Source organism: Janthinobacterium sp. LM6, from assembly GCF_002002885.1.
GTDB lineage: Bacteria > Pseudomonadota > Gammaproteobacteria > Burkholderiales > Burkholderiaceae_D > Janthinobacterium > Janthinobacterium kumbetense.
In genome coordinates, this window is record NZ_CP019510.1 from 4,308,654 (window position 1) to 4,324,240 (window position 15,587).

10 protein-coding genes are annotated in these 15,587 nt (G+C 64.9%); 2 read left to right on the forward strand and 8 right to left on the reverse strand.

The window, feature by feature from the left end; translation table 11 throughout:
- Positions 1-4: 4 nt before the first annotated feature.
- The 8 genes from ureC to tssK form a co-directional block, all read right to left on the reverse strand.
- Positions 5-1,705: an urease subunit alpha gene (gene ureC, locus BZG29_RS18935; protein WP_077406258.1), complete on the reverse strand. Its 1,701-nt coding sequence runs from the start codon at positions 1,703-1,705 to the stop codon at positions 5-7.
- 1 nt (position 1,706) lies between these two features.
- Complete coding sequence (locus BZG29_RS18940) at positions 1,707-2,036, reverse strand: urease subunit beta (protein ID WP_071076649.1); 330 nt, start codon at positions 2,034-2,036, stop codon at positions 1,707-1,709.
- A gap of 93 nt (positions 2,037-2,129) precedes the next feature.
- Positions 2,130-2,432 (reverse strand): urease subunit gamma, encoded by a 303-nt coding sequence (locus BZG29_RS18945; protein ID WP_077406261.1) that lies wholly within the window; start codon positions 2,430-2,432, stop codon positions 2,130-2,132.
- Positions 2,433-2,457: 25 nt separating this feature from the next.
- The gene (locus BZG29_RS18950; protein ID WP_171985056.1) at positions 2,458-3,324 is read right to left on the reverse strand and encodes an urease accessory protein UreD; all 867 of its coding nucleotides are present in this window, start codon (positions 3,322-3,324) and stop codon (positions 2,458-2,460) included.
- A gap of 141 nt (positions 3,325-3,465) precedes the next feature.
- Positions 3,466-5,688, reverse strand: a complete 2,223-nt coding sequence (locus BZG29_RS18955) for a GGDEF domain-containing response regulator (protein ID WP_077406264.1) — start codon at positions 5,686-5,688, stop codon at positions 3,466-3,468.
- A gap of 175 nt (positions 5,689-5,863) precedes the next feature.
- Entirely contained in the window at positions 5,864-8,029 is a 2,166-nt protein-coding gene (locus tag BZG29_RS18960; RefSeq protein WP_077406267.1) for an ATP-binding protein, read from the reverse strand.
- The gene (locus BZG29_RS18965; protein WP_150131000.1) at positions 8,026-11,028 is read right to left on the reverse strand and encodes a PAS domain-containing hybrid sensor histidine kinase/response regulator; all 3,003 of its coding nucleotides are present in this window, start codon (positions 11,026-11,028) and stop codon (positions 8,026-8,028) included. The genes BZG29_RS18960 and BZG29_RS18965 overlap by 4 nt, the downstream gene beginning before the upstream one ends.
- Before the next feature lie 225 nt (positions 11,029-11,253).
- Positions 11,254-12,654 carry a type VI secretion system baseplate subunit TssK gene (gene tssK / locus BZG29_RS18970; RefSeq protein ID WP_366928659.1) on the reverse strand — a complete coding sequence of 467 codons (1,401 nt, stop codon included), beginning with the start codon at positions 12,652-12,654 and terminating at the stop codon, positions 11,254-11,256.
- Between the two features lie 121 nt (positions 12,655-12,775).
- Between tssK and tssF the strand changes: the two genes are divergently transcribed.
- The gene (gene tssF / locus BZG29_RS18975; RefSeq protein WP_077406276.1) at positions 12,776-14,581 is read left to right on the forward strand and encodes a type VI secretion system baseplate subunit TssF; all 1,806 of its coding nucleotides are present in this window, start codon (positions 12,776-12,778) and stop codon (positions 14,579-14,581) included.
- Positions 14,581-15,570: a type VI secretion system baseplate subunit TssG gene (gene tssG, locus BZG29_RS18980; protein WP_171985057.1), complete on the forward strand. Its 990-nt coding sequence runs from the start codon at positions 14,581-14,583 to the stop codon at positions 15,568-15,570. Before tssF ends, tssG begins: the two co-directional genes overlap by 1 nt.
- Positions 15,571-15,587 lie beyond the last annotated feature (17 nt).

Below are 15,587 nucleotides of genomic sequence, written 5' to 3' on the forward strand. Positions count from 1 at the left end.
CTGCCTAAAATAGAAAATAGCGCTGCGCCATGGGCAGCACGGCGGCAGCCTCGCACACGAGCAGCTGGCCGTCGGCACGCACGGCATAGGTTTCCGGGTCCACTTCCATGTGCGGCGTGGCGCTGTTGTGGACCATGTCGTGCTTGCGCAAGCCGCGCATGTTCTTCACGGCGATGACGGATTTATTGAGTTTGAGCTGGTGGCCGATATCGAGCTCGTAGGCCGCCTGCGAGACAAACGTAAACGACTTTTTCAGGCCGCCGCCGAAGGCGCCGAACATCATGCGGTAGTGCACGGGCTGGGGCGTGGGAATCGAGGCGTTCGGGTCGCCCATCTGCGCGGCCGCGATCATGCCGCCTTTTAAGATCATCGACGGTTTGACGCCGAAGAAGGCTGGCTTCCACAGCACGATGTCGGCAATCTTGCCCGCCTCGATCGAGCCCACCACGTGCGAAATCCCGTGCGTGATGGCGGGGTTGATCGTGTACTTGGCGATATAGCGCTTGGCGCGGAAATTGTCGCTGCGCGCCGTGTCGGGCGCCAGCGCTCCCCGCTGCACCTTCATCTTGTGCGCCGTCTGCCAGGTGCGCATGATCACTTCGCCGACCCGCCCCATGGCTTGCGAGTCGGACGACATCATCGAGATGGCGCCGATATCGTGCAGGATGTCTTCCGCGGCGATGGTTTCGCGGCGGATGCGCGACTCGGCGAACGCCACGTCTTCGGCAATGGCCGGGTCCAGGTGGTGGCACACCATCAGCATATCCAGGTGCTCGTCGAGCGTGTTGACGGTGAACGGGCGCGTGGGGTTGGTCGACGAGGGAAGCACGTTGGCTTGCCCGACGGCGGCGATGATGTCGGGCGCATGGCCGCCGCCCGCCCCTTCCGTGTGAAACGTGTGGATGGTGCGGTCCTTGAAGGCGGCCAGGGTGTGCTCCAGGAAGCCGCCCTCGTTGAGGGTATCGCTGTGCAGCGCCACCTGGATATCCATGCGGTCGGCCACCGACAGGCAATTGTCGATGGCGGCCGGCGTGCTGCCCCAGTCTTCGTGCAGTTTCAAGCCGATGGCGCCCGCGCGCACCTGCTCTTCCAGCGGCAGCGGCAAGCTGACGTTACCCTTGCCCATGAAGCCCAGGTTCATGGGAAAAGCGTCGGCGGCCGCCAGCATGGCGTGCAGATGCCACGGTCCCGGCGTGCAGGTGGTGGCAGCCGTGCCCACGGCCGGCCCCGTGCCGCCACCGAGCATGGTGGTCACGCCGCTCATCAGCGCTTCCTCGATCTGCTGCGGGCAGATGAAGTGGATATGCGTGTCGACGCCGCCGGCCGTGACGATCATGCCTTCGCCGGCGATGATCTCGGTGGCGCCGCCGATGGCGAGCGTGACGCCGGGCTGGATGTCCGGGTTGCCCGCCTTGCCGATGCCGAAAATCACGCCGTTTTTCAGGCCGATATCCGCCTTCACGATGCCCCAGTGGTCGAGGATGACGGCATTCGTGATGACGGTGTCCATCACCTCGGCCGCGCAGCGCTGCGACTGGCCCATGCCGTCGCGAATGACTTTACCGCCGCCGAATTTCACCTCTTCGCCGTAGATCGCATAGTCATGCTCGATCTCGATGAACAGTTCCGTGTCTGCCAGGCGGATGCGGTCGCCCTTGGTGGGGCCGAACATTTCGGCATACGCGCTGCGGGGAATGCTGGCCATCTCAATCCTTTCCCGGTGGTGTGTCTTGCAAATCGCCCATCACTGCGCCATTGAAGCCGTAGACCTTGCGTTCACCCGCCAGCGCCACCAGTTCCACCGTACGCTGCTGGCCCGGCTCGAAGCGCACGGCCGTGCCGGCCGTGATATTCAGCCGCATGCCGTAGGCGCGCCAGCGCTCGAAGGCCAGCGCCGGGTTGACTTCGAAAAAGTGAAAGTGCGAGCCCACCTGGATCGGCCGGTCGCCCCGGTTGGCCACCACTACGGTAGCCGTGGCGCGGCCCGCATTCAGGCTGATTTCGCCTTCTTCCAATTTGTATTCGCCTGGGGTCATGAGGGGCTCCTTCAAAGATCGCGTTATGCTTGCCGGCCGGTCGCCGGCGCAAAAACAGCCACGGCGCGGGTGGCGCCCTGGCCGCTCGAAAAACTACGGTATCGGGTGGTGCACGGTCACCAGCTTGCTGCCATCGGGAAAGGTCGCTTCCACCTGGATATCGGGGATCATCTCGGCGATGCCGTCCATGACATCGGCGCGCGAAAGTATCTTCGTACCGTCCGACATCAGCTGCGCCACCGACCTGCCATCGCGCGCCCCTTCCATGATGGCGGCGCTGATCAGGGCCACCGCTTCCGGATAATTGAGCTTCAAACCGCGCGCCAGGCGCCGTTCGGCCAGCAGCGCAGCCGTAAAAATGAGCAGCTTGTCTTTTTCGCGGGGAGTCAGGTCCATGGTTTTCCTTGCGCTTCTTTCCTGATTAAGTGTTCCAGATGCGGGGCACGACGGCGTCGCGTCCCAGCATGGCGGGACGCAGCAGCTGCCAGGCGGCCAGCATGACGCGGCGCGCCGCCTCGCTGTCGCCGCACAGCAGGCGCACCACCACCAGCGCTTTCATGTGCGTGGCGCCAAACGCGGCGCCGGCCGGCACGGCGATGTCGCGCACGGCCGCCAGCACGGCGGGAGAAACGGGCATGCCGACGGCGATCAGGGTGGCGCACACCGTGTGCCCCCCCAGTCCCAGCGGGCTGGCCATCAGGGCGCCGCCGGCGGCCAGCACGCCCTGCTCCCACCACAGCAGCTTGCCGCCGCGGCGAATCTGCACCTGCTGGCTGATGCTGCCTTCATTGAAAATTTCGCCCGAGGCGCCGCGGCCCAGGCAGACGATGTCGCAGCCGATGTAGCCGGCGTCCGGCGCCAGCTCCACCTCGTGGCGCAGGCGCACGCAAGCCTGGTCGAAAAAGATGCTTTCCTGCGGCAGCCACTCGATGGCGGCGCCGCTGCCGGCGCGCAGCACGAGGTGCTGGCCCGAGACATGGCCGTTCGCGCGGTACCACTTGGCGGCGCCCGGCGACGTGAGCAAGGCGTGCGCGCCCTCGCCCACCGTGGCGTCGACGGCCAGCTGGTCGCCGCCCACCACGCCGCCGGGCGGATGGATGATGATGGCGTGGCAGACGGCTGCGCCTTCCGGATACAGCGCCTTTTGCACGCGCAGGGGCCCGCTGTGCGCGCGCTCGACGAGGCGGCTGACGCCATCGTGCAGCGCAAAGCCCAGACGCAAATGCGCCTGCCAGGCGCTGTGCGCGCTGGCGGCAGAAGGCGTTGCGAAATGTGAGCTGTCTGGCATGCACTGCAATCGTGTAAATAACGATCTACAAAGCAGGATGCATGCCAGCGTCAGAGGGAAGAAACGTGAGAATCATGCACCGCATTGCGGCGCCCGCACCATATCAGTGCAGTTATAGTGCAGGCGCGGCGCGGGGTGTGCTTATGCCGACACGCATGCCGGCGCCACCGTCAGCACGCGCCGTTCGCGCAGCAGCGCCGTGAAGGCTTCCGCGGCCAGGGGGCGGCTGAAATAATAGCCCTGCATTTCGTCGCAGCCGTGTTCCGTCAAAAAATCCACCTGTGCGCGCGTTTCCACGCCTTCGGCGATGACGCGCATGTCCAGGTTGTGCGCCAGCGAGATGACGGAACGGGCGATGGCCGCATCGCTGCTGCTGGTGGTGACGTCGTCAACGAACGATTTGTCGATCTTCAGCACGTCGATGGGGAAGCGTTTCAGGTAGCCGAGGCTGGAATAACCGGTGCCGAAGTCGTCGAGCGAAATGCCCACGCCGATGTCCTTCAGGCGCGTCAGGGCCGCCACCGCCTTGTCCGGGTCGCCCATCACCGTGCTTTCCGTGATTTCGATGCCCAGGCAGGCGGGCGCGATGGCGTATTTGCGCAAGGCCGCCTCGACGAACGGCACCGTGCGGTCTTGCGCGAACTGCTTGCCGGACAGGTTGACGGCCACCTTGATGCTGCCCAGGCCCGCGTCGTGCCAGGCGCGGATTTGCGCGCAGACGCTTTCGAGCACCCATTCGCCGATGGCCGTGATCGAGCCATATTCCTCGGCCAGCGCGATGAACAGGCCGGGCGGCACCTTGCCCAGCACCGGGTTATCCCAGCGCAGCAAGGCTTCCGCGCCCAGCAAGGCGCCCGTGCGCAAGCACATCTGCGGCTGGTAGTGCACTTCGAATTCATCGCGGCCGATGGCGCCGCGCAGCTGCTGCTGCATCGCCAGGCGGGCGCGGATATCGCTGCCCATGCGCTCCGTGAAAAAGGCGTAATGGTCGCGCCCCATTTCCTTGGCGCGCACGAGGGCCGTGTCGGCGTGGCGCAGCACGTCGTCGAGACTGTCGCCGTCGGCCGGGCACATGGCGATGCCGATGCTGGTCGTCAGCGCCAGGCGCTCGCCATCGACGCTGAGTTCCTCGCGCAAGCCGGCCAGGATGGTTTGCGCCAGCGCAAGCGTGCGTCCCAGCAGGGCATCGTCCTGCAGCAGGATCTGGAATTCGTCGCCGCCCTGGCGCACCACCGTGTCGCCTTCGCGCACGCAGCCGGACAGGAAACGCGCCACCACTTGCAGCGCCTTGTCGCCCACGGCCTGGCCGTGCGAATCGTTGATGTTCTTGAAACGGTCCAGGTCCAGGCACATCAGCACCACTTGCTGGCCGTCGCGCAGGGCGTTCGCGCGCGCCTGTTCGAAGCGCTCGCGCAGCAGCACGCGGTTCGGCAAGCCCGTCAGCGCGTCGTGGTAGGAGAGGAAATCGATCAGATGCTGCTCGGCCTTGCGCTCGCTGATGTCGAGGAAGACGCCGATGTAGTTGACGACGGCGCCGTCGGGGCCGTGCACGGTGGAGACGCTGAGCAGGCAGGGATAGGTGTCGCCGCTCCTGCGCCGCGTCTGCACCTCGCCCGACCAGCAGCCGCTGCTGCGCAAGCCCTGGCGCAGGGCCAGCAGCACCGCCTCGCCCGTGTATTCGGCGTGCAGGCGCAGGATGTCCGTGCCCACCACTTCCTGCGCCGCGTAGCCGGTGATGCGCGTAAAGGCGGGATTGGCCGTGACGATGACGCCGGCCGGATCGGTGATCAGGATGGCGTCCTGCGTCGCTTCGAAGACCTGGCCCGACAGGCGCAGCAATTCTTCATTGGCGCGGCGGATCTGCACTTCGCGCGCCAGCGTACTGGCCACCTGCTCCAGTTCGGCCGTGCGTTCGGCCACGCGCCGTTCCAGGTTGGCGCGCTCCTGCGCCAGCTGCAGCTGCGCGCGTGCCAGGCGCACGTGGGCGTCCGTGCGGGCCAGGATTTCCTCGGCCTGGAAGGGTTTGGCAATGAAATCGACGGCGCCCAGCGCGAAGCCGCGCACCTTGTCGTCCGTATCGTACTGGGCCGACAGGAAGATCACCGGCACCTGGCGCAGGGACGGTATCTCCTTCAGGCGGCGGCACACTTCAAAGCCGTCGAGGCCGGGCATGCGCACGTCGAGCAGGATCAGCTCGGGCGGGCGCGCCTGGGCCGTCCACAGGGCCAGTTCGCCGTTCGGCGCCTGGCGCACCGCATAGCCGGCGCCGCCCAGCAAATCGCTCAACAGCTTCAGCGAAGCCGGCGTATCTTCAACGATCAGTACTTCGCCCTTCGAATTCACTTCCGAAAAATCGCGGTGCATGTAGCAGTTCTCTCAGCTTTGGATGAGGCGCGGCGATCCGTTGCCGCGCTGGACAAGACATTTCTTTGCGATGAACTACGTACTATCATCATAATCTTTATTGCAATTTAGCACCATCCATCGGCGGCACTTAGTCCGTCTTTTCAGCGAATCCGATGTTGTCAGCCCACACTTTTCAAGCGTGCGCCAGCGCGCCCTCATTCTCCAGCAAGTCGCACAGCTGACGGTATTGATGCTGGTCAAGCATCGCCTGCAGCGGCGCCAGCACGGGCGCGGCCGCCGGCGGCAAGGCGCCCAGCAGCAGCGCCACCCTGGCCAGGTTCAATTCGCGCAGCGCCACCAGCAGGGCGGCGCGCTCTTCCCCGGCCAGCAGCAGCAAGTCCTGCGCCCGCAGCGCCGGCGGCGCCTCGGGCGCCGGCGCCACGGGCAGCGGCACGGGCGCCGCCACGGGCGCCTCGGCCGCCTGCGCGGGTATGCTGAAACGGAAGGTGGCGCCCTGCCCCGGCACGGATTCCAGCGTCAGTTCGCCTTTCATCAATTGCACGAATTCGCGCGAGATGGCCAGGCCCAGGCCCGTGCCATCCTTCGGTCCCGCGCTGTCGGCCTGCACGAAAGGCTCGAAGATGCGCTGCTGGTCTTCCGGGGCGATGCCGATGCCCGTGTCGCTGACGGCGAACGACAGCATCCATTGCCCGCCCTTGCGCCGCTCGCCGCGCACGCGCAAGGCGACCTCGCCGCCGCCGGCAAACTTGACGGCGTTCGACATCAGGTTCAGCAACACCTGGCGCAAACGCGTCGCGTCGAGCAGCACGGCCGCCGGCACGTCGGCGCAATCGAGGCGCAAGGCCAGCCCCTGCTGCTCGGCGCGCATGCCCAGCATGTCCATCACTTCCTGCAGCAGCGGCGCCAGCGCCACCACGGCCGTCTGCGCGTGCAGGCGCCCCGCCTCGCCCTTCGACAGTTCGAGGATTTCATTGATCAACGTCAATAAATGATTGCCGGAGCGGTGGATGATGGCCAGGTTGCGCTTTTCATCGTCCTGCATGTTGGGCGAGGCGGCCATCAGGCGCGAAAAGCCGATCACGGAATTCAAGGGCGTGCGCAGTTCGTGGCTCATGTTCGCCAGGAAGGTGCTCTTGGCGCGGTTCGCCGCCTGCGCCTGGCTGACGGCCACCGACAGGGCGCTCGTGCGCTCGGCCACCAGTTCTTCCAGGTGATGGCGGTGGCGCAGCAGTTCCAGTTCGGCCTCGCGGTGCGCCGTGATGTCGTAGTTCGAACCCACCAGGCGCATGGGCCGCCCCTGCCCGTCGCGGAAGATCACGGCGTCGGCCTTGATGTAGCGGATGGCGCCATCGGGCCACAGGATGCGGTACTCGTGCGTAAAGGCCTGGCCGGCGCTCAGCGCGGCGCGCAGGGCCTGCTTGGCGGCCGACACGTCGTCCGGCACCAGCGCCGCGCGCCAGATCGCCGCCGGCGCCATCGTGCTGTCCGCATCGGCCTTGAACTGCGCATACATCTGCTCGTCCCACTGCAAGGCATCGTTGATGACGTTCCAGTCCCAGATGCCGATGCTGGCCGCGCCGGTGGCCATCTGCACGCGCTCCTCGCTGCGCTGCAAGGCGCGGTAGCGGCTGTCGAGCAGCGCCACCATGTCGCGGATGGAACGGTACAGCGTGCGCAGCTCGCCCAGGAACCACGCTTTCGGCGGCGTGCCGGCCGCTTCGCTCTGCCCTGCCTGGACGCCGGCCGCATACTGGCCGATCGCCTTCAGGGGCTTGAGCATCAGACACCACATCAGCAGCCAGATGCTGGCCACCAGGATCACGTCGAGCGCCACGATCATGGCGCCGATGCCCAGCGCGCGCTGCCGCAGCTGCGCGTGCAGCAGGGCCGGCGTCGCGTACACGGCCACGTTGCCGATGACTTGCCCGCCCATCGTCACGGGGCGCCGCTGCACCAGCCAGCCGGGTTCCGCGGACAGCGAGGAGAAACTGCCGATGGCGCCGGCCGCGGTGCGGCGCAGGACCAGCGCTTCCTTGCCGATGCCCGGCGTCAGGGAGCTGGCCACCAGGTCGCGCTTGCCCAGCGTGCTGCGCATGATGGCCTGCATCTGCTTTTCATCGAGATTCCACAAGGGCAGTTCGATGGCCACGGCCAGCTGGTCGGCGCTCACGGCCAGGCTGCGGTGCAGCTGCTGCCAGCGCTGCTCGCGTTCGGACTGGTAAAACAGCACGGCAAACACCAGCAGCAGCGCGGTGACGACAAAGGTCAGCGCCACGCTGACGGCCAGCACGATGGAGACGCCGCCCAGGCGCGCGCCCTTGGATGCGTGAACCGTCATGCGTCTTCGCCCTGCGGTTCGCTGGCCAGCTGCGCCAGCAAGGCGCACAGCGGCTGGTACTGGTGCTGTTCCAGCATGGCGGCGATGTGCGCGGCCAGCTGCGGCAGGCTGGTCGCCACGCCGGCCAGCACGATGGCGCTGCGCCGCAAATCGAGGGCCCGCACGGATTCGAGCAGCGCCTGCCGTTCGGCCGCGCCCAATTGGCCCAGCGCCTGCTGCAGGTCGAAGGCGGCCGCCGGCACGCGCGGCGGCGCGGCGGCGGTGCGCTGGAAGCGCACGCCCAGTTGCTGCTCCAGCATGGCGAACAGGTGCTCCTGCTCGATCGGCTTGCGCAGGAAGCCGTCGGCGCCGGCCGCCAGCGCCTCCTGCTTTTCTTCCTCGAAGGCGGAGGCGGTCATGATCACCAGGCGCGGCTGCACCAGCGCCGGCTGCGCGCGCAGCCAGCGCGTCAGCGCCAGGCCGTCCATGTCCGGCATGCGCCAGTCGCTGAGCACGATGTCGTAGCGCTGCGCCGCCAGCATGGCTTGCGCCTGCGCGCCGCCCGCCGCCTCCTGCAGCTGGAAGCCCAGCGGCGCCAGCAAGCCGGCCAGCAGCTTGCGGCAGTTGTCGTCATCGTCGACCAGCAGCACCGTGCGCCCGCGCTGGCCCGCCGGCAGGCGCGCCACGCGGCCCGGCGCCAGCGGTGCGGCGGCAGGGCACTGCACGCCGGGCGCGCGCAAGTCGAAGTGGAACACGGAGCCGGCCCCCAAGGTCGACTCGACGCGCAGCTCGCCGCCCATCAGGCGCACGAATTCGCGCGAAATGGTCAGCCCCAGCCCCGTGCCGGCCTGCGCCACGGCGCTGTCGGCCTGCACGAACGGTTCGAAGATGCGTTCCAGGTCCTCTTGCGCAATGCCGCTGCCCGTGTCGCGCACGGCAAACGCCAGCGCCACTTGCCCATCCTTGTCTGCCTGGCAAGCCAGCGACAGGGTCACGCTGCCCTGCTCGATGAACTTGAGCGCGTTCGACAGCAAATTGAGCAGCACCTGGCGCAGCTTGGCGCCGTCGAGGCGCACCAGCGGCGGCACGCCGGAACGCTCCAGCCGCAGCGCGATGCCCTGATCGCCGGAGCGCATGCGCACCATCTCGAGCACCTCGTCGAGCAAGCCGTTCAAGTCCACGGGCCCCGCTTGCAGCTGCATGCGGCCCGCCTCGATTTTCGACAATTCCAGGATATCGTTGATCAAGGTCAGCAAATGATGGCCGGCGCGGTTGATGATGGCCAGGTTATGCTTTTCTTCCTCGATCATGCTGCTCGAATCGGCCATCATCTGCGAAAAGCCGATCACGGAATTCAAGGGCGTGCGCAATTCGTGGCTCATGTTGGCCAGGAAGACGCTTTTCGCGCGGTTCGCCGATTCGGCCTCGGTGACGGCCACCGACAGGGCCGCCGTGCGCTGCTGCACCAGTTCCTCCAGGTGGTCGCGGTAGCCGAGCAATTCCTGCTCGCTGTGCTTGCGCTCGGAAATGTCGACGATGCCGCTGCGCACCAGGCGCCGCCCTTCCATCGGCAGGCGCACCAGCCGCACTTCGCAGGGAAAGATGCTGCCGTCGGCGCGCCGCACATTGCGCTCGACCAGGATGGGTTCCCCCAGCATGGCGCGGCGCAGATGCTCTTCCATCATCAGTCCCAGCGGCAGGCCATCAGGCTGCTCGCCAGTGTACAGGTCGAACGGCCCGCGCGCCAGCAGCGCTTCGCGCGACATCCCCAGCATGCGCTGCGCGCTGCTGTTGGCGTCGATGAAGCGGTCCAGGTCCAGGTCATACACGACGATGGCTTCGGGCGCATGCTCGACGAGGATGCGGAAGCGCTGCTCGCTTTCGCGCGCATCGCTCTCGGCGCGGCGCAGGCGGCGGCGCTGCAGCAGCAAGGCGCTCAGCATGCACGCCATGGCGAGAAACACGGCGCCGGCCGACAGCACGGCGACGCGGTGTTCGTGCCACAGCTGTGGCGGGCGGTTGAAGAACAGGGTGTGCGGCGGCAGCCGGCTGAAGTCCGCATCCCAGCGCTGCAGCTGTTCCCAGTCATACATGGGCACCGGGCGGACCGGCGGCAGCAAGGCGCCCGGCGCGGCAGGCGCCTTGCCGGCCAACACGGCCAGCGACATCTGCGCCACCTGCTGCGCGGCCCCTTCGATGTGCAGGATGGAGCCGCCGAGGATACCCTTGCCCACGTTCGTGTTGTACATGCCGAACGCGGGCACGTTCGCCAGCCGCGCCAGCTGGGCGGCAAACTGCACGGGCGTGGCGATGGCGCCGTCCACGTCGCGGTTGACATTGCCCGCCACCAGCAAGGTATCGGCGGGCAGGTGCGCCACGGCCGCGCGCATCTGCGCCAGGGTCAGATCATCGAGGTAGCGCATGGCCACCTTGCCCTGCCACGCCTGCGCCGCCTGCTGCATGTTGCGCTTCAGGGCCTGGTCGGCCTCGCTGGCGCCGACGGCCATGACGATGGTTTTGGTCTCCGGGAACAGCGCCATGGCTTGTGCCAGCGTGCCGGCAAAATCGACGTTCGCCTTTTGCTGCCAGATGGAAGACGGGCTGCCGGCCGGCAAGGCCTTGCCCGAGGTGTTAATCGCCAGCACGGGCACGCCGCGCGCCAGCGGCGCCAGGTCCGACAGCAACAAATCGAGCGCCGGCTGCTGCATGGCGATGATCAGGTCGGCCTTGCGGCCCATCATCTTGGTGTATCTTAAAAGCAACAAATCACGCATCTCATTACGCAGCGCCGGGTCGCCCTGGGTATTCAGGTTCAGGTGCTCGACCATGATGTCTTCACTGGCCAGGCCCGCGGCGGCCATGGCGGCCACATAAGTGCGCGTGTACGATTCCACGCCGGCACGGCCGTAATCGTAAGCGTTGAGAAACAGCACGCGCTGTCCCTGGTGCGGGGCCGCCGTGGCCGGCGTCCCGGCCGGCACGGCGGCAGGGGCCGCGGCAACACAGAATACCAGCAGCAATGCGCAGCTACAGCGGCGCACCGCTGCCCTGCCCAGCCCGCCGCCAGGCACCTCACGCATCCTTCGCCATGCCCATGCTCACCCCCGCCTGTCACCATGTTTCAACTATGCGCTGACTGCTCAGCCACCGACACTTACAAAAACATGATAACGTCAACTGCAGGGGCAAGTCTATTCCTTAGGGCAATCTTTTGACAATACACCTTCGCGTAATGCCGACCATCGTTACGCGGCGGTGCCGCTGATACCGAACAATTCCAGCTTCAACCCTTTTATGCCAGACGGCACATAAATCGCAATCGCCTGGGCCTTGATCATGCTGTCATAAATACTGCCCTTGTTATCGATCGAAAAGTAATACGTATTGGGCCGTACTGGCACCTCGGCAGGAACCTGGGCCATATGGCGCAACTCGGCACCCGGAAGTGCCCGGCCCAGTAATAGGTCGATATTGTCCGGAGATGAAATCTTGAACTGCAACGGCACCGTGGCGACCAGTTCCAGCGCCGGCATATCGGCGTTCACCGCAAGACAGAGTTCGGTCTGACGGTCAATCCGCTTGGCATCGAGCAAGCCGTGATAGTGGGTATTTTGTTGCGTGTCATTGGACAGCGCAATCGGGAAGTAGCGCGACAGGAGCACGGTATCGATCAGGTCGCGAATGATGCCGTCGAGCTTGCCGAAACCGGGAGCGGCGTCATCGTGACAATATGCCGGCAAGTCGCTCAGCGCGTATTTTTTCGAAAATGTCATCAAGCCGCCGGCCAACGCCATCAATTTTTCAAACAGATACACGGGATGGTGGCGCCGGTAACTGGCGCAATGACTGAGCGTGGCGCTGGCCGTGCTCAAGGTATTGAGCATCCAGAACGAGGAAATATCCCCGCCATGAAATTCAACCGTATTGTTACCGGGCTGGCGGTGGCGGCTGTACAGCGCCTCAATTTTCGCGCCCATGCGGTCGATCAGTGACTCGAGCAGTTTCTGCAGCGAGGAATCAGCACTGATGCTCAGGCCAGGCGGAATGAAGGAGGCATCGATTTCAAAGCTGCCGTTGCCAGCGCGATACAAGCGGATCACCGGGATGGCAAGATAATCATGCAGGGGGTCCAGTTGCGACAGCAGGTACACGCGTTTCTTCAGGTAAGCCACGTCTATGCTGACTGCCTCGCTGAACAGATCCGGGGTTTCGATATCCGCCTGGACATAGCGCGCACCCGCAGAATGCAAATTGCCGCCATGTGCCTGCAACATGGGCAGCGCGGCATAGAACGTAAAACTATGTTCGCCGGAAGGCAGCTTGGACAGGTCAACCGCACTGGGCAATACATCGCCCAGCGGCGCTTCAAACAGTTCTCCATCCTGAAAGACGAGCGACATGGCATCCGCCCGCAGGCTATTGTTGGCCAGTGCATCCGCATTCCAGCTGACGCCATGCACGCCCCACAAATGCGGATTAATGAGTGAGGCCAGGCGCTGCAGGCGCGCTTCATGGTAGCGGTCCAGCTGCTGGAATTGCTGGGGACCGATGGCCAGCCCCTCGGACCAAAGTAATTTGGATGGCAAAGTCATTGCGTTCTCCATGTTGACCGTTGGAATCCTGCTGCCTTGCCAGTCTGAGGTCATCAGTTTGAACGTCCTTGATGTTGCGCAGCAACCCTGTTCAATTATTTGCGCAAACGCAATTTACCTTGGAGCAAACGCTCGGATACTGGCCATTCCGCTGCAAAGACACAGGAAAAGAGAGATGGAGGACTTGCTGCCGTATTTCGAACGCGAGTTGGTGATGCTGCGGCGACATTGCCGCGAGTTTGCCGAACGCTATCCGAGAATCGCCGGCAAATTGCACATGTCCGGCGAGTCGTGCGAAGACCCGCACGTGGAACACTTGATCGAATCGGTTGCCATGCTGGCGGCACGCATCTCGAAACGGCTCGATGACGACTATCCGCAATTTACCGAAGCCTTGTTCGAAGCCCTGTTCCCCCATTATCTGCGCCCCTTTCCATCCTGCACCATCGTGTGCCAGTCCACCCCAGCAGCTGGAGCGGGCGTATTGCACCTGCCGGCCGGCAGTGAAATGGATGCAACGCCCGTGCGCGGCGTGCGCTGCCGCTTCAAGACGGTGTACGACATGACGACCGGAGCATCGGTACTGGACAGCGCCGTTTTCGATGCGATGATCAAGGCGCCGCCGGGCGTGCGCCTGCCGGCATCGACCAGTTCCTCGCTGAACATCGGCATCCGGCATCTCGATGCGGCGCCCGCATCGCTGCGCGTTTTCATCGATGGCGAAGCTTCTTTTTCCGCCGCCTTGCGCGATGCCTTGTTCATGCAGACCATCTGCGCTTTTGTGTCGACCGACGCGGCGCAATGGATAGCCTTGCCCGCCTTGCCTGTGACGCCGGTCGGCTTCGGCGACACGGATGCCTTGATACCTTTCGGTGCCCGTTCGCAGCCGGCCTACCGCATCCTGAGCGAGTATTTTGCGTATCCGGAAAAATTCAACTTCTTTGACATCGATATCGCGACGCTGAGTGCGGCCCTGCCGCCTGCTTGCCAGCGCTTTACACTGCATCTGTGCATGGCCGGTTTGCGGCCCGATTCCGCTGCGGCGCGCATGTTGTCCAGTATTTCCAGCGAAAACTTAAGGCTGGGCTGCAGTCCGGCGGTCAATCTCTTCCGTCAGGAAGGCGTGCCGATTTCCATCACCCGGCAGAAAACCGACTATTCCGTGCTGGCCCATGCCACCCATGCCCATGGCTACGAAGTCGTCTCCGTCGATGCGGTACGTTTGCTGCGCCAATGCGGCAGCGAAAGCACGCTGAGCGAATTTCGCCCCCTGTACAGCCTGCGCCATGGCGAGGGCACGGCGCAACAAGGCCATTACTGGGTCATGCGCCACGATACGGCGTTGGCCATCAAAAGTCCTGGCCACGAAAAGAAAATCACGCTGGTCGACAGCGACTTCAATCCCCTGATCCATGAAAAGGCCAGCCTGTCGCTGTCGCTGACCTGCAGCAACCGCGATCTCCCGCTGTCACTCAAATACGGCCAGCCGCACGGCGACCTGCAGCCATGCGCCGGCGGACCCGCACTGCGATTGCTGCGGCGCCCGAGCCAGCCGCGACGCTTTTCCCCTGGTGCGGGCTTGCACTGGCGCCTGATTTCCCACCTGGCGCTGAATCATCACGCGCTGGTCCAGGAAGGCCTGCCGGCGCTGCGCGAAATGCTGACGCTGTATGACCTGTCCCAATCGGCCACCTCGCAGCGCCAGATCGGCGGCATCGTCGCCCTGGCGCACGCGCCGACCACGACATGGCTGCGGCACAGGCGCGGCACCGCGCTGGCGCACGGCGTGGAAGTGCGCATCACGCTGGACGAGGAAGCCTTTATCGGCAGCGGCATGCACCTGTTTGTGCAAGTGATCGATCACTTCCTTGGCCTGTATGTGCAAATCAACAGTTTCATCGAACTGGTAGTGCTGTCAATGCAAAACGGAGAGGAACTGATCCGATGCAAGCCAAGAAGCGGACTGCAGAATCTGGTGTAATGCAACACTTGCTCGCCGAGCCGTACCGCTACCAATTCGTGCAGGCGGTGCGTATTCTGCTGTGCTGGCTACGTCAGCAGAACGTGTCCCATGCGCAAGCCTTCAGCCAGGTATTGCGCTTCAAGAACAGCCTGTCGTTGAATTTTCCGGCCAGTGAAATCGAACGGCTTTCACTCGACGAGAATGAACAACTGACCGTGACACCTACGTTCATGCGTTTTCTGGGCGTCGGCGGCACCTTGCCCTTGCATCACTCGGAACGCATCGCCGCCTGCCGCTTGTCGGGCAAGGACGCCGGCGTCTCGGCCTTCCTCGATATCTTTTCGCACCGCATGGTAGCGCTGTATTACCAGGCGTGGGAAAAGTATCGACTGGAATCCACGCTCCAGACCCGGGCAAGAGATGCACAACGGCCATTGCTGACGGCACTGGCCGGCGTCCAGCGCGATGCGCTGCCGCCGAGCGCCGAACCCGATGCCGTGACGCAGGACGTGGCGGCCTGGTACGCGGGCCTGCTGCGCTGCCGCCCCGTCTCCGCGCAGGCGATCGGTCCCGTGCTGGCCGAGTACTGCGGCGTCCCCGTCGCCCTGCAACAATTTGTCGGCGGCTGGGACTATCTGGAAAAAAACCGGCGCAGCCTGCTGGGCAGTGCCAACTTTACGCTGGCGCGCGGCGCAACCGTGGGACTGCGGCTGTGGCGCCAGGACATGCGCGTCTGCCTGCATATCGGCCCGCTGGATCCCGCCGGCCTGCAACGCTTCCTGCCGCGCAGCGCAGGCGCGGCGGCACTGGCAAAGATGCTGGCGCTGTTTGGCGTACCTGATTTGCAATATGAAGTGCGGCTGATACTGAGTCCGCCATGCATTACCCCCCTGCTCCTGAGCGCCAACCCGTCAGAAAGGCGGCGCCTCGGCTGGACGGCGTTCTTGCAGACGGCGCAAGGCAAGGTGCGCGGCGCCGAAGTGCGTTATTTGCTGCAGCTGGCTTGAGCAGTTCATCCCTGGAA

Bases quoted from the DNA above. Each gene is read 5' to 3' on its own strand.
- BZG29_RS18960 (WP_077406267.1), bottom strand. From the start codon at position 8,029: ATGACGGTTCACGCATCCAAGGGCGCGCGCCTGGGCGGCGTCTCCATC.
- BZG29_RS18955 (WP_077406264.1), bottom strand. From the start codon at position 5,688: ATGCACCGCGATTTTTCGGAAGTGAATTCGAAGGGCGAAGTACTGATC.
- BZG29_RS18940 (WP_071076649.1), bottom strand. From the start codon at position 2,036: ATGACCCCAGGCGAATACAAATTGGAAGAAGGCGAAATCAGCCTGAAT.
- ureC (WP_077406258.1), bottom strand. From the start codon at position 1,705: ATGGCCAGCATTCCCCGCAGCGCGTATGCCGAAATGTTCGGCCCCACC.
- tssG (WP_171985057.1), top strand. From the start codon at position 14,581: ATGCAACACTTGCTCGCCGAGCCGTACCGCTACCAATTCGTGCAGGCG.
- tssK (WP_366928659.1), bottom strand. From the start codon at position 12,654: ATGACCTCAGACTGGCAAGGCAGCAGGATTCCAACGGTCAACATGGAG.
- tssF (WP_077406276.1), top strand. From the start codon at position 12,776: ATGGAGGACTTGCTGCCGTATTTCGAACGCGAGTTGGTGATGCTGCGG.
- BZG29_RS18950 (WP_171985056.1), bottom strand. From the start codon at position 3,324: ATGCCAGACAGCTCACATTTCGCAACGCCTTCTGCCGCCAGCGCGCAC.
- BZG29_RS18945 (WP_077406261.1), bottom strand. From the start codon at position 2,432: ATGGACCTGACTCCCCGCGAAAAAGACAAGCTGCTCATTTTTACGGCT.